This window comes from Brevibacterium sp. BDJS002 (assembly GCF_028201555.1).
GTDB classification, from domain to species: Bacteria; Actinomycetota; Actinomycetes; order Actinomycetales; family Brevibacteriaceae; genus Brevibacterium; species Brevibacterium aurantiacum.
Map to the genome: position 1 here is coordinate 353188 of NZ_CP116392.1, position 14417 is coordinate 367604.

The window sequence follows — 14417 nt, forward strand, 5'->3', positions numbered from 1 at the left end:
GACCGTATCTACCGCGGCGGAACCATTCATACGATGGATCCGATGACACTAACAACAGACGCCGTCGCCATCGACGCGGGAACAATCATCGCCATCGGCGATGCCAACTGCACGACAGCGTCCGGTCCCGACACCGAAGTGATCGATTTGAACGGTCGGACACTGATCCCCGGGTTCCATGACGCTCACGCCCACCCCGTCCTCGGCGGGTTGGGGATGGTGGAATGCAACCTCGACGACATCCACGGCTACCAGCCTTATCTCGATCGAATCGCCGAGTACGCTGATGAACATCCAGTCGACGAATGGGTGCTCGGGTCCGGGTGGTACGGGGACGTTTTCACCGATGGATTCCCTCACCGCCGCGATCTGGACTCCGTTGTCAGCGATCGCCCTGCCTCGATCACCAGCCACGATGCTCACGGCACTTGGGTCAACACCCGTGCCCTCGAGGTCGCGGGGATCACTCGCGATACTCCTGACCCTGATGGCGGACGTATCGTCAAGGACGCCGAGGGCAATCCCACGGGGTTGCTCTTCGAAGGCGCAGCGGAACTCGTCACAGGCCTGTTCCCTCCGAAGACCCCGGCGGATGTGGAACTGGCACTGAGGAACTCGCAGGACTACTTCCATTCGCTGGGCATTGTCGGCTGGCAAGATGCCGGCGTCGGGGTCCTCACCGGCTCACCGGTCGACACCTTCCACCCATACATCTCGACTGCCGAAGACGGTAGATTTGCCAGCAAAGTCACCGCCGCGCTGTGGTGGGACCGTGCCGTCCCCTACGCCCAGCAGATCGAGACCGTCAAGGAACGGCGAGCCACGATCCAAGGCATCGACCACAACCGGCGCCGAGGTGGTCTGCAGGCCACGGTCGTCAAGATCATGCTCGACGGTGTCTGTGAGAACCTCACCGGCGCTCTCAAACGCTCCTACCGCGGTCACGATCACGAACATGGTCTGCTCATGTTCGAGGCCGATGAACTCAACGAGATCGTCAGCGGCCTCGACGCCAACGACTTCGACGTCCACATCCATGCCGTGGGCGACAACGCGCTCAAACTGGCTGTTGACGCACTGACCCAGAACGGTGGACCGTCGCCGGCGCGTCGTCACCAGGTCGCCCATCTCGACATCGCCGACCCCGCCGAACTGGCTCGGATGGCGGAGGCCGGAATCATCGCCAATGTGCAGCCCTTGTGGGCCAGGCGTGACTCTGTTCTCGTCGACACCAAGTTGCCGCTGCTCCACGAAGATCAGCAGTCTCATCACTTCATCTTCGCCTCGATGAGGGACGCCGGCGTCCGGCTGTCTTTCGGCAGCGACTGGCCGGTCTCGAGCCCCGATCCGATCTGGGGCATGCACGTGGCAGTCAACCGGACGGCCCCGCATAATGATCCCCATGGTCAAGACGATGTCGCGCAGAATGAGCCACTGCTCGGCGATGAGAAGATCACCGTCGGGCAGGCGCTCCGTGCCTATACAGTCGACGCCGCCTATGCCAATGGGTTCGACGACGTTTCGGGGAGCATCGCGGTGGGCAAGTCTGCGGACTTCGCGATCCTCGACCGGGACCCGTTCGAGGTGGTGCCGGGGGATCTTGGTGACATTCTGGTGGAGACTACAGTGTCTGCGGGAGAGGTTGTCTATCAGCGGAGTTGATTCCTTTTCCTGAAGGATGAGCCGTTGACGACTGTGGTCGGGATATTCGCCGCAGAGTAGATTGTGGACCGAGTGTTTCCCTGACGGACGACAGAGACAATGGCGATGTCGCCACAAGTACTCGGTAAAACGGTCGTTGGCCAGACACGTTGCGCGCATGACTCGACCGAGCTCAACATCATTGCCATTCGTTTCGCTTGCCGTAGGCCGTACTACCCGTGCAATCTCTGCCATACCGAATGCGCCGGGCACCTCGCGAAGCAATGGCCCCGCGAAGAGTGGAACCGGTGTGCCATTCTCTGTGGTGCATGCTGGACACAGCTGACGATCGAGGCTTATATGGGGTGGACGCGTGCCCGAGGTGCACTGCACAATTCACCACCGGGCTCTAAGGCACATTCGTCGTCTATTCGGCACGAGTTTTTCGAACATCTGACTCATAGTGCCAACCACAGGTCAGGTTCAGTTCATGAACTGCATGATTAACAGCATCGTGGCCATGCCAAGGCTTTCGAACATCAGCGCGGGCCGTTTGCGGGTTAGAGCCTGTACCGCGCAGAGCGCAAGTAGCAGCGATACGACGATGACGCTCAACGTGATGACACCGCTGGCGAGAGAGCCGTCGAAGGCCTGCCCGTGGTGCTGATGAACGGCGTGGGCATCGGCACCCGCAGAAGCATGATGGGCGCCATGGTTGAGGACCTGCCAGGCCATGATCGGATAAGCGGCCGCGGACAGGATCGCGGACGATCTTCCTAGGTGAGGGAACGGACGGGCTTTGTGCCACTCGGTTGGTCGCTCCAGCGATGATGACTCGGCCGTGCTGTCCATGGAATTGTGAGCGGGGGCGTGAGCAGTGGTGGCGCTGATAAGAACCTTCTCGGGCAAGGTGGTCATTGCCCTCGCTGTCGGCTTCTCCTTCAGCCTCGACCCGAGTCTCATCGCAATACACAATCCGACGAGGAGCAGCAGTCCCGACCAGAGGACCGGTGGCAGAGCATTGACGAACGCCAGGTCGACCATGGCCAGAAACATCACCGATGATGCGGTGATCGCCATGCGACTCCGTGAATTGATGGCCCCGATGACACAGGGAACTGCCGCAGCGACCATGAGAATGGATGCGATGTGGCCCATATGATGTTCGCCCTCCTTTGGGCATCGGTCGTCCGTGTTTGCATACAGACGACCAGGTATTTGTGAGAGTACCGGAAAGGGCGGTGTTCGAGCATTCAGTCTCGAACACCGCCCTCAAGCGAATGTCAGCCGCACTCGCAGGAACTGCCGCTCTCGGATGCGCAATGCCCCGACTTGGGTCGTGGCACATCGAGTGCGGGGTTCTGATCGAAGAAGCCGTAGGGTTTCATCGAGAAGCCGAGGCGGTCGACAGGCATGATCGGCCAGTCTTCGGGCCGCGGGAAGTGGGTCATCGCAAACGAAGGCCAGAGGACGATGTCATCACCGTCGACCGGACGCTGCTGCTCGACCCACTGGGTGATGGTGCCCTGTCCCGGGTTCTGGTTCGGATAGGTCCCGGATGGGAAACGCTCGTTCTCGTCGAACTGAGTCAGCCACACGTGCTTCGACCCGAATCCGGCGCGCTTCGAGATCGACGATCCCTCGGCGGCCATCATCGTCGGCTCGTCGGGCATGTGCAGCTGGTAACCGACGGGGAACCCATGACGGTTCTGCTTCTCGGGGTTGATGACGTGCCAGACTCGACCGACTTCTCCATTGGCGAGCCTGCCGCCCTCCTCGGTCAGGCGAGTCTGCTTGCGGGTGAACGCATTGCCGTAAGGGTTGTCGTCACCGAAGGGAACGCGCACGACTTCCTGTTCGTCGACCGCGTTCTCGATGCCGTCGACCTGCATGTCCAGGCGGGCACAGAACATGTGCTGGTGGAAGGGCATGCCGAGGCCTTCGTCGCCGAGCGGCGATGACCAGCGCTGACGCTGGGACTCATCGCCGTAGGCCGCGGTGTAGACGATGCCTGTGGCCTTGCACTCGAGCTCGATCGTGCCGTCGAGGTAGAGGTACCAGTAGAAGCCGTAGTCGTAGTTGCCGACGGTGATGAAGAAGGAGATGACGATGCGGCGGTTGCGGCGCACATCGGCAGCTCCGGTGAACTCATCGGTGTGTTTGAACAGGATGCCGGCGTCCTCTTCATGGATGCAGATCGCGTTCTTGATGGTGTGTGCGTGGCCCTGTTCGTCGGCGAGCACGGCATCGGAGTACTGGATCTCGCCGAGGCAGTCGCAGCCGAGTTCGAGCGAGTTCGCGCTCTTGCCCATCGAGTACTCGCCGGCGTCGAAGTAGTTCTGCCAGAAGCGCACCGGGCTCGGATCGCCGTAGGGAACGACCATCTCAGCAACGGAGGCACGGTAGACGATGGGGCGCTGTCGGCCGTTGTCGTCGAAGCCGATCTGGTGGAGGACGAGACCCTCGACCGGGTCGAAGCCGAGGCGCACCTGCCACTTCTCCCAGCTGAGCACGTCGCCCTTAAGGGAGAAGCTCACGCCTTCAGGCTGTGAGATCTCGATCGGCTTCTGCGTCGTGCGAGGTTCCGGCAGCCAGGAGTCGAGGTGGTAGTCGAAACGTTCCTTGGGCACCGGGACGATGTCGGTGTCGATGACGTCGATGACCTCGCCGGTGTTGAGGTCGAGGTAGGCGACGAGTCCCTCGAGCGGGTGTGCCCAGGCATTGTCCTGCGGATCCGACTGGATGAAGGACGAACCCCGCACGAGGCGACGGCCCTCCTCCCCGGGAATGTCGAAGCGGCCGGCAGACAGGGCGCAGATGCGCACGGTCTCGATGTCGGTGATGCCGCGCGCCTCGACTGCGGCACGGAAGGTGGCGTCGTTGCGGATCAGCTGCTCGGCCGATTCGTACTCGGTCATCGTGATCGGTGCCTGACCCTCGTTCGCGACGTCGAGGACTCGGGCGAGAAGAACCTTGCGTTCGGTTAACGAAACAAAGACTTCGGTCTGTTCGCCGCTGCCGCGTTCGACGAGGAGTGAGCGCACGCGACGATCCAGGTTCGTCGCGCCGGCGATCACGTCACGCTTATCTGGTTCGACGAGGCTGACAAGAGCGAACAGTGTCTGCTCGCTGACGTGGCCCGCGTCGACGATGATGGCGCGGTTGAGTTCGATCTCCTCGCCGGTCAGGCGGTCGAGGGGATGTGAACTGGTCGACGTGGGTGACGTCGCCGAGGTGGTCGTAGTCATGGTGGTTCAGACACCTTCCTGTGTTGTGAGTGACTTGTCGAGTTTGTTGTCGAGACTGGCCTGGAGGGTCTCGGGATCGAGAGCGGGACGATACGCGCGGATCCTGGCGCCTCGGATATAGCCGACGATTGCGAGGGCGGCAAGGACGATGAGGGTGCCGAGGGTGAGCGCGGTGAACGGCCCTTGGTCGACTCCCCATTCGTCGAGGAAGTCGTACTCGAGGCCGAAGAGCCGATCGAGAGTGCCTGGGAAGATCGCGACCCAGGACCCGAGCAGGATCCAGAGGAAAGCGATGCCGCCGAGGATGGTGAAGCCTATGTTGCTCACGGGCACGCGGAACGGACGCTCGATTTCCGGGTGCTTCCACCGCAATCTGATGGCCGCCGGAATAATGAGCAGGTAGCTGAGCAAGAAGGTCGAGATTGAAATCGAGAGCACGACGCCGAACAGCGCTCCTGCGTCACCACTGAGTTGCATGGCGGCGATGAGGAAGACGGTGGCAACAACCCCCGAAAGCAGATTGACGTTGACAGGAGTGCCCAGTCTTCGGGAGATCTTGCCGAAGAACCCGCCGAAGAAGGCGCCGTCTGCGGCGGTGAGCGCCTGCATGCGGTCACTCATGATCATCCAGGCAGCGCCCTGTGAAGCGAGGATGATGACGAACAGCAGAGCTGCGACGACGACCATGACATCTGCGGCGGGACCGTAGATCGTAAAGACGGTCTTGACTGCATCGAGCATGCCTCCGATTCCCGTGATGGTCTCGGTGGGAAGTACGAGCAGCATGGCCAGGACAGGCAGGAGGTAGCAGAGAGCCGAGATGAAGCCCGAGCGTGCGATTGCGGCCGGGATGTCCTTTTTCGGGTCCTTCATCTCATCCGATGCGCTGTTTGATGCCTCGAAGCCGAGGTAAGAGAAGAGCAGCAGCGGAACGAGGCCGAGGAATCCGCCGAGGCTGGGGCTGAAGTCGGAGAGGTGCAGTGGCTGCACACCGTGCTGTGCTGCGTAGATGATCGTGGTGAAGAGGAAGAACGCGATGAAGATGACCTTGAGCGCACCGCCGAGAGTGGGCAGCCACTTGGCTTTCGACAGCGACACGATCGCGGCGAGCACAGTGATCCAGATGAAGACGATCTTGAAGACCCAATCGCCGACCGATCCTGCCTCAAGCGGGCTGATGAACTGGTTCCATGTTCCGGTGGCCAAGAACGCCATGGAGCCGCCGACCCACACCGGCTGAGTGACCCAGCTGAGGATGGACGCGATTGCGCCGGCGGGCCGGCCGAAGGCTTGGCGGACCCACAGATAGGCACCGCCCTCGCCGACGAACGAGCTGCCGGTCTCGGCGAAGACGAGGGCATAGGGCACGAGGAAGAAGATGGCGAGGACGAGTGTCCAGGTGAAGGTTTCTGCGCCGAAGCCTGCTGTCTCAGCGAGGACTTCGATGCTGAGCACAGCCGACATGACAATGAGCACGATGTCGAAGCGACCGAGAGTCTTCTTCAGATGCTGCTTCTGTTCGTCCGCGTATGCGGTGGTCTGTTCGTGTGAAGACACCATCCACCTCCTTGTGAGTGGGCGTCCATTTGATTCTTTGGGCTACACCACAAAGAATGGCATGAACGACCAGCAATGAACAGAGGAAAGTGGCACTTTAGACATAGCGATCAGTGTTGAACTAAATCACTTCAGGAGATAATGAAGGTATGGCGAGACCGAAGAATCAGAAGGCGCGTCGTGAGCAGCTGGTCCACTCGGCAAAACGAGCCATCGTTGCACGGGGCCTCAACGGCCTGCGCGCGATCGATGTTGCCGCGTATTCGGAGCTAGGTGCCGGGTCGGTTGCGTACTACTACCCGGACCTCGGCGATCTGGTGCGCGATGTCCACGAGGACGCTGTTTCGCGCTTCTATTGGAATCGGAGGCAGCAGGAGGCCGAGAGTGAGAACCCAGCGGTCAGGTTGCGGCGTACGATCCGCAGCGGAATTCCGACGTCGCTTGATGACATCGACTTCCAGGTTCTCAACGAGCTGCACACTCACGCCTACCGGGATGCGTTTCATGCGCAGCTCATGGCCGAACTGTACCGGCTCGAGGTCTCGCTCTACGTTGATGTGCTGAGCAAAGGTGTGGCAGCCGGCGAGTTCACGATGGCGCTGCCGGTCGAGACGGCGGCGAGCAATCTGGTGGCGATGGAAGACGCCTACGGCCTGCACTTCATGGGCGGGACACCCCTCGAAGCCGATGACATCTATCGGATGATCGCTGCCAATGCGGAGGTCATGACGGGGTGCATGCTCGATCGGCCGACCGAATCGCGGTGAAGTTGTGGCAGTGGCCACTCAGTCTGATTCTGCAAGTTGCGTGATCGCTCAACATTGATTTTGTGACTGACGCACTTCAGTGTGGTTGTGTTTTTTGGTGAACTTGTCCCGTCATGATTTTCGCCGGTGTGGTCGTACTCGGACTTTCTGCCCTTTCAATCGACGAACATGCCCGCGAACTTCGTGTGCTTTCCGGCTGGCAGCCGTTTTCTTGGTTGTAGACCGTTTCACGGCGCGAACGAATTTTATCCTGTCAGTCCATTGGAAAAGTCCGGTGAACCGATAGACCGCCACAGCCTCGGTCCCGAGCTTGCTGGCGAACCTTTTCGCGACCGAAACCTCCGATCGTCCCGAAGCTGTTCGTAGGCGTTGCGTCGCACCGAACAATAGAGCCAGCACCGCCTGCGCTGTGAGCGCCAATGATCCGGAGGCCGCCCGATGTATCCCTCTACGGGTTATTACTGTGCGCGGCTGGCGACGGGATTTCCCGTTGACGTGAAAAATGACTGTGATTGCTTCTTCGTCGACAACTACTTCAATGCCTGCAAAAGACATGGTGTCGTGGCCGACTGGTAAGCGAATTGCCTCTGGGCAAACTAGCATCCACCGATAATGCTGTGTCAGTTCTGCAGCCAGATACCGGGCATCTACATCTAGCTGTACATGGCGCGATGTTGCAACAAACTCTGAGAGCATGAGTAGCTCCGCACTGCTGAGCACAATTACGGCCGCCATCGGCGCCGATTTTTTGATGGCTGGCGCCGCTGTACGCACTGAGACTTTCGGAGTCAGATTGGTGTTCGAAGCCGGCTTAGGTGGAGGCGATTGCAGAGAGTTGGCAGGTTTAGGCCGAGGCATATTATTCTGAGCCTTCGGCTTCCCAGAATTTTCGTCGGATAGCAGTGCCTCGTGATGTCGCCACATGATGTCGGCTGCCTGCGTCATTCCGAGTTCACGTAATGCGTCGCAACCACGTCTAATCAACGCTGAACTTTTTGCCGACTTTGTAGCGTTCGGTGGCATGACAATGCATGCGACCGTCTCATACATCGAAGGTGTCGTGTGACTTGCCCGCTGGAGCTCCGCCAGCTGCGTCACGGGTGCAATTCTTTTCGGATTGAAAAGTTCGAGCGCGCCCACGAGTTGCTGACTGGCGTCAGCCCGTAGATGTGTATTTCGAATTATTTCGGTGACACACTCTGGTACCTCTACATTGCGGATCACATACGCTGCGTGTGCCCAGCGGCCGAATGTATACGGAGAGCAAAGAGGGCGAAAGTGTGCCTCGATGTCGACAGTAGTGAGTGTGTAAGGGTGGGTCATTCGTTGGGCCCAGTCCTCGACCATTCGTGCGGGCACAGGGCCGACTAGCAGGAGGTTCCTGTACTGTTCGGCGATCGCCTGACGCTTAACGCGCTGTGCGTGCTCTTCTTCTGTGTATGCCTTTGTAGTTGCGCTCATCCCGACTCCGCTCTGCGCCAATCTGTTCGTTGATACTGATTGAAGCACACGCCTGTGACATATGTAGTCGAGCTTTTGTGTTGGCTGTTAGGTGGCGTCGACTGGAGAAGGCGGGGGACTTAAAGTCACCGAGAGGGAACGCAGGTTGCTTGCCGATCGTGCAATCGCGTCAAACAAAGATCCAGCCCGGTCGGACGGGTCCGACCGGGCTGAACGATTGAGACAATAGTAGCGCTAGAAGCGTGGGCTGCGAGAGGTACGGGCAATCACCCCCACTGCAGCCAGGTGGTCTTGAAGTCCGAGTAGTTCTCCAGGGCGTGGACGGAGAGGTCTCTGCCGAATCCGGACTGTTTGAATCCTCCGAACGGTGTCGTGAAGCCGAGGGCATCGACGGTGTTGACAGAGACCGTGCCCGCGACGAGGTGGGACGAGACGCGGTGGGCCCGGGCCATGCTGCCGGTCCACAGTGAGGCCGCGAGACCATACGGCGTTCCGTTCGCTTTCTCGATCGCTTCGTCCTCGGTGTCGAAGGGCGTGACGAGAGCGACGGGACCGAAGATCTCATGCTGGTGGAGGCGGTGATCGGTTGGGAGGCCGGTGACGATCGTAGGGTCGATGAACGCTTTGGAGCCATTGATCTCCGGGCGATTGCCGCCCTTGACGATGGTGCCGTCCGCGCGGGCCTCCTCGACGCACTCCCACACCTGATCGGCATGCTTTTCAGACACCAGAGACCCGATCGCCGTTTCCGGGTCCAGGGGATCACCGGGCTGGAAGCCATCGGCCGCGGTTGTGAAGAGTTCGAGGAAGTTCTCATAGACGGAGCGCTCTACGAAGATACGTGAGTTCGCCGAGCACACCTCACCTTGGTTGTAGAAGGCACCGAATGCCGACTTCTGGGCTGCGGTTTCGAGGTCGTCGCAGTCGGCGAAGATGATATTCGAACTTTTCCCACCGGCTTCGAGCGCCAGACGTTTCATGTTCGACGTCCCGGCGTACTGCTGGAGCTGCATGGCCACCTCGGTGGACCCGGTGAAACCGAGCATGTCCACGTCCATGTGCATGCCGAGCGCCTTACCCACGACCGATCCGCGGCCGGGGACGACGTTGAGGATGCCCGTCGGAACCCCGGCCTCGGCGGCGAGTTCGGCCAACAGCAGGATCGAGTGCGAGGCTTCGACCGGGGGTTTGACGACGAGCGCATTGCCTGCCGCCAGGGCTGGAGCGATTTTCCACGTCGCGATTTCCAGCGGGTAGTTCCACGGCACGATGATGCCGATGACCCCGAGCGGCTCACGGGTCACCAGGGCGGTCGACCCTACCGGCGTGACCGGGATTTCGTCCGCGGTCTTCTCGATCGCCTCCCCGTAGAAACGGTAGAGCGCGGCGGAACCAGGGGCATCGATCGTCGAAGATTCCCCGATCGGCTTGCCCATGTCGAGGGTGTCGAGCAGAGCGAATTCGTCGGCCCGAGCCTCGATGAGATCAGCCAGGCGCAGCAGCACTTCACGGCGATGGGTGGCCGAGGTTCGCGACCACTCCCCGGATTCGTAGGCCGCACGTGCCGCACTCACCGCAGCATCGACATCGGCCTGCCCGCCGAGGTGGAGCTGCGAGATCGTCTCACCGTTGGCAGGGTTCGTCTTCGCCTGGATCTGGCCCGAGCGTGCCTCGACGCGCTCGCCGTTGATCACGGGACGTCCGTCGATGGTCAGCTTCGCTGCCTTGTCATGCCAGGTCGTGGCGGTGGTGGGTGCTGGGATCGTGTCAGTCATTGGTGAGTCTCCAGTCGTGTGTGGTGGTATGGATGGCTAAGCGCTCGCCGAGGCTGTTGCCGGGGTGTCGAGATCATCGTCCTTGAGGAGGTCGACGCCCTTGGTCTCTGGAATCGAGACAACGGTGATGATGCCGACGACGCCGACGACGGCCAAGAAGAAGCCCGGGCTGAGCATGCTGCCGGTGTTCTCGATCAGCCAGGTCAGGGCGTAGGGTGCGGTTCCGGCGAACAGAGCGGCCGTGAGCGCATAGGCGATCGAGAGCCCGGTCTGCCTGGTCCGCGTCGGGAAGAGCTCGACGACGGTCACGGCGTGAGTGCCGAGGATGATGGCGAGGATGAACGCCAGGCCGAAGGTCGAGACGAACGCGGCCAGGTCGGACTGGACCTGCATGAGCATGAACAGCGGGATCGCGAGAACTGTGAGGGAGACAGCCGCAGTCATGAGCACGGGCTTGCGACCGAACTTGTCGGAGGCGATGCCCGAGAGCGGAACGATGATGAGTCCGAGTGCCGAAGCCAGGGTCGAGAGCAGGGCCGCTCGGCCGGGGTCGAAGCCCAGCTCGGTCTCCTGATAAGTGAGCAGGTAGACGAGGACGACATAGAACGTGACGTTCATGAAGATCTCCATGCCACACGTCTGGAGGAACTGTTTGGGGTTGCGCTTGAAGACCTCACGCAGCGGTGACTCGGAGACGGTCTCCATCTTCTGCAGGGCTTCGAACTCTGGAGTGTCCTCGATCTTGCGGCGAATGTAGAGGCCTACGAGACCCAGTGGAACGGTGATGAGGAAGGGAATCCTCCAGCCGCCCGCCAGCACCTGTTCGGGGCTGAGTACCTGGGTGAGCAGGAAGACGACGAGGGATGCGAGGAGGAATCCGAGCAGGGAGCCGAATTCCAGCCAACTGCAGCCGAAGCCTCGGCGCTTTCTGGGTGAGAACTCGCCGAGGAACGCCGCCGCGCTGCCGAATTCGCCGCCGGCGGCCAGTCCCTGCACGATGCGGGTGACGATGAGGAGGATCGGCGCGAGCATCCCGATCGTCTCGTAGGTCGGCAGGATGCCGAGGACGAGAGTCGAAGCCGCCATGGCAAGGATGACGACCGAGAGGGTGACCTTGCGACCGAGTTTGTCGCCGAGGCGACCAAAGATGATCGCACCCAGCGGACGGACGAGGAAGGAGACGGCGAAGACGGCGAAGGTTGCGAGCAGGCCCGCCGTTTCGTCGCCTTCAGGGAAGAAGATCGCTGCGATCGTCGTCGCCATATAGGCGTAGACGGCCCAGTCGAACCAGTGGACGAGCACGCCGATGGATCCGGCTGCGACGCTCTTCTGCAGGCCCTTCTTGTAGGCCAGGTCATTCGCGTCGGCAGGGTGTGCACCGCTCATATCGAGTTCCTCCTTTGGAACTTCAGGTCCGCCGGGGACCTTGTTCTGTGGTGTTGCATGCTGTGCGTGTGGCCTCAGACTGAGACCGATGGTGCGGGTAGTTCAGGAACGCCTGGCGCTGACGTCTGCTGCGGTCCACGCCAGAGCCGTGGCGCCGTCGAGGAGCGTGCGTTCAGCCTCTTTTCCGACACAGGATTCGGCGAAGGCGGCCTGGTGGTTGCTGGCCTCACCTCCGACCCCGATGTAGGGGTGGATCGCATTGACGATCTGGGACACATTGCCCATATCCGTCGAGGCGCGATTCATTGTGGCCGCGACCGGGTCGACGTCGAAGTTGCGTCCGAGGGCGATGGCATTGCTCCGGTAGGACTCCAGCGCTTCCTCATCGGTGCGCATCTCGGCATACCGTTTGCTTTCCGGAGTGATCGACAGGCTCGCTCCGGTGGCCAGCGCCCCGGCCTCGAAGCAGTTGATGACCTGCTTCTCGACTTCGAGCAGTTCGTCGGTCGATTCGGCCCGGACGTACCATCGACCCTCCGTCTTCGCCGGGATCGCGTTCGGTGCTTCACCGCCGTTGGTCATCACACCGTGAACCCTGACCGTCTTCGGCAGCTGTTGACGCAGCAGACCGAGGGCCACCTGGGCGACGAGGAATGCGTCATTGGCGTTGATGCCGCGCTCCGGGTAGGCGGCGGCGTGAGCAGCCCGGCCGGTGTATTCGACATGCCAGTGCGTCACGGCGAAGGGCTCGGCTTCGGCGACATCGACGGGTGCGGGGTGAGCCATGAGGGCGAAGTCGAGCTCAGTGAACGCGCCGCGTTCGAGGAGTTCGATCTTCCCACCGCCGCCTTCTTCGGCCGGTGTGCCGATGACCTCGACCGTGATGCCGAGTTCAGCGGCGACTGAGGCAAGGCCGATGGCCCCTCCCACGCTCATAGCGGAGATGAGATTGTGCCCGCAGGCATGACCGAGTCCTGGCAGCGCGTCGTATTCGGCGAGGAATCCGATGGTGAAGTCGCTGGTGCCGAACGTTGCACGAAAGGCGGTCTCGAGTCCGAGGTAGGGATGTTCGACGGTGAAGCCGTGAGCGGCCAAGACGCCGGCAACCGAGGCGGAGGACCGAAATTCCTGCCACCCGAGTTCGGGGTCGTCGTGGAGCGAATCGGACAGACCGATGAGTACCGGGCTCACCTCGGCGAGGCGGGCCGCGATCCGATCCTTCACGGACTGATCTGCGATCGTCACTGAAGCGGCGCCCGGTGTCGTGGACTGTTCGACGTCGGTGGGCTGGCTCATCGCTCGTCTCCGGGGACACCGTAGGACGGTGAGGCTACGGGATTGAGACCGCGGGTGATGTAGTCCTCGCGTTGGGGCATCCAGATGTCGAGAAGCTCACCGAGCTCACCGATGGGATCCTCCTCGGCCCAGTCCACGCGCAGATCAGTCACCCTCCACCCGGCGTCGCTGACGACGGCGAGCCCGGCCGAATGCACGGGACCGGCCTCTCCTCCGGCGTCGAAGGCGGCCTGGAAGGCTGCGAAGAGGCGACGTTCGATCGGTCCCGTCGTGGACAGGGCGGTCTCGATGAAGGCATCGAGGACGTCGAGCGACTTGAGCATGTTTCCACCGGCCACGGCATTCTGCTCGGTGCGGGCACCGAAGATCCCGAGCGCCTCGGCACCGGAATGGGCAGCGGTGTTGCCGGCGCCGTCGATGACGAGTATCTGGCGGTAGGCGATGATCTCGGACTCGACTTGGTCGACGATGGAATCCAGGGCAAGCTGCGCCGGCTTCCCGGTTGCCATCTCGTCGAGGATCCGCCCGCCGAGGCGGGGGTCGGTGACGTTCTGCGAGTTCACCCCGCCGATTCCATCGGCCAGGTTGAGACACCGAGCGGATACGGCCGGGGAGGACGAGGCGATTGCGGCACCGAACTCACCGGTATCTGGATCGTGGAGGAGTAGGGAGAAGGTCACTTGGCCACCTCGGCGGTGGGGGATGCGGCCTTGGATGCGCTGGGTTCGCTGATGACGGCGGTCGCGTCGATCTCGACGAGCCACTCGGGGCGGGCCAGGGCCTGGACGACGATGCCGGTCGAGACGGGGTAGACGCCCTTGAGCCATTTGCCCACGGTGCGGTAGACATCCTCGCGGTAGCGGGGATCGATGATGTAGATGGTGACCTTGACGATGTCCTCGAGCCGACTGCCCGCCTCTTCGAGGAGCATGGCGATGTTGGACATCGCCTTCTCCGCCTGCGCGGTGACGTCACCGATGCCCACGGACTCGCGAGTCTCCAGGTCCTGGCCGATCTGCCCGCGGAGATAGACGACTCCACCGGCGACGACGGCCTGGCACAGATCGTTGTCGAGATTCTGTTCGGGGTAGGTCTCTTTGGTGTTGAACATTCTCAGACGTGTGTGCGTGGGTTCGGCCACTGCGGTCTCCTCTTCGAGCTGATCGGAACATGTCGAACGGGTTGTGGGGCCGTTCGGTGTGTGGTTCCATTCTCGGAAACATCGGAGTATCTGTGAAATAGTTATTATCTAGAGACTCCATCTGAAAAACAGATTCCAAATCTGA

General features: G+C 61.4%; 11 protein-coding genes. 2 read left to right on the forward strand and 9 right to left on the reverse strand.

Features of this window, described 5'->3' with window-relative positions:
* Positions 1-42: 42 nt before the first annotated feature.
* Positions 43-1662: an amidohydrolase gene (locus PGC08_RS01645; RefSeq protein WP_271709345.1), complete on the forward strand. Its 1620-nt coding sequence runs from the start codon at positions 43-45 to the stop codon at positions 1660-1662.
* A gap of 462 nt (positions 1663-2124) precedes the next feature.
* Here PGC08_RS01645 and PGC08_RS01650 read toward each other — a convergent pair whose 3' ends face one another.
* From PGC08_RS01650 to PGC08_RS01660, 3 genes are all read right to left on the reverse strand, one after another.
* Positions 2125-2799 (reverse strand): hypothetical protein, encoded by a 675-nt coding sequence (locus PGC08_RS01650; protein WP_271709346.1) that lies wholly within the window; start codon positions 2797-2799, stop codon positions 2125-2127.
* 125 nt (positions 2800-2924) lie between these two features.
* The gene (locus PGC08_RS01655) at positions 2925-4889 is read right to left on the reverse strand and encodes a primary-amine oxidase (protein ID WP_271709347.1); all 1965 of its coding nucleotides are present in this window, start codon (positions 4887-4889) and stop codon (positions 2925-2927) included.
* A gap of 6 nt (positions 4890-4895) precedes the next feature.
* Entirely contained in the window at positions 4896-6449 is a 1554-nt protein-coding gene (locus tag PGC08_RS01660) for an APC family permease (RefSeq protein WP_271709348.1), read from the reverse strand.
* A 146-nt stretch (positions 6450-6595) separates the two neighbouring features.
* On the opposite strand from PGC08_RS01660, the gene PGC08_RS01665 reads away from it, so the two are divergent.
* Positions 6596-7213: a TetR/AcrR family transcriptional regulator gene (locus PGC08_RS01665; RefSeq protein WP_271709349.1), complete on the forward strand. Its 618-nt coding sequence runs from the start codon at positions 6596-6598 to the stop codon at positions 7211-7213.
* 111 nt (positions 7214-7324) lie between these two features.
* Here PGC08_RS01665 and PGC08_RS01670 read toward each other — a convergent pair whose 3' ends face one another.
* The 6 genes from PGC08_RS01670 to PGC08_RS01695 all read right to left on the reverse strand — a co-directional run bounded on the left by PGC08_RS01670 (position 7325) and on the right by PGC08_RS01695 (position 14272).
* A complete protein-coding gene (locus tag PGC08_RS01670) occupies positions 7325-8674 on the reverse strand; it encodes a hypothetical protein (protein WP_271709350.1) in 1350 nt (449 codons plus the stop codon).
* A gap of 266 nt (positions 8675-8940) precedes the next feature.
* Positions 8941-10449 carry an aldehyde dehydrogenase family protein gene (locus PGC08_RS01675; protein ID WP_271709351.1) on the reverse strand — a complete coding sequence of 503 codons (1509 nt, stop codon included), beginning with the start codon at positions 10447-10449 and terminating at the stop codon, positions 8941-8943.
* Between the two features lie 36 nt (positions 10450-10485).
* Entirely contained in the window at positions 10486-11835 is a 1350-nt protein-coding gene (locus tag PGC08_RS01680; protein WP_271709352.1) for an MFS transporter, read from the reverse strand.
* Between the two features lie 102 nt (positions 11836-11937).
* Positions 11938-13131 carry a M20 family metallopeptidase gene (locus tag PGC08_RS01685; RefSeq protein WP_271709353.1) on the reverse strand — a complete coding sequence of 398 codons (1194 nt, stop codon included), beginning with the start codon at positions 13129-13131 and terminating at the stop codon, positions 11938-11940.
* Positions 13128-13811 carry a DUF1028 domain-containing protein gene (locus PGC08_RS01690; RefSeq protein ID WP_271709354.1) on the reverse strand — a complete coding sequence of 228 codons (684 nt, stop codon included), beginning with the start codon at positions 13809-13811 and terminating at the stop codon, positions 13128-13130. Before PGC08_RS01690 ends, PGC08_RS01685 begins: the two co-directional genes overlap by 4 nt.
* Positions 13808-14272, reverse strand: coding sequence for a RidA family protein (locus PGC08_RS01695; protein WP_258771798.1), 465 nt, complete (start codon positions 14270-14272; stop codon positions 13808-13810). Before PGC08_RS01695 ends, PGC08_RS01690 begins: the two co-directional genes overlap by 4 nt.
* Positions 14273-14417: the final 145 nt, after the last annotated feature.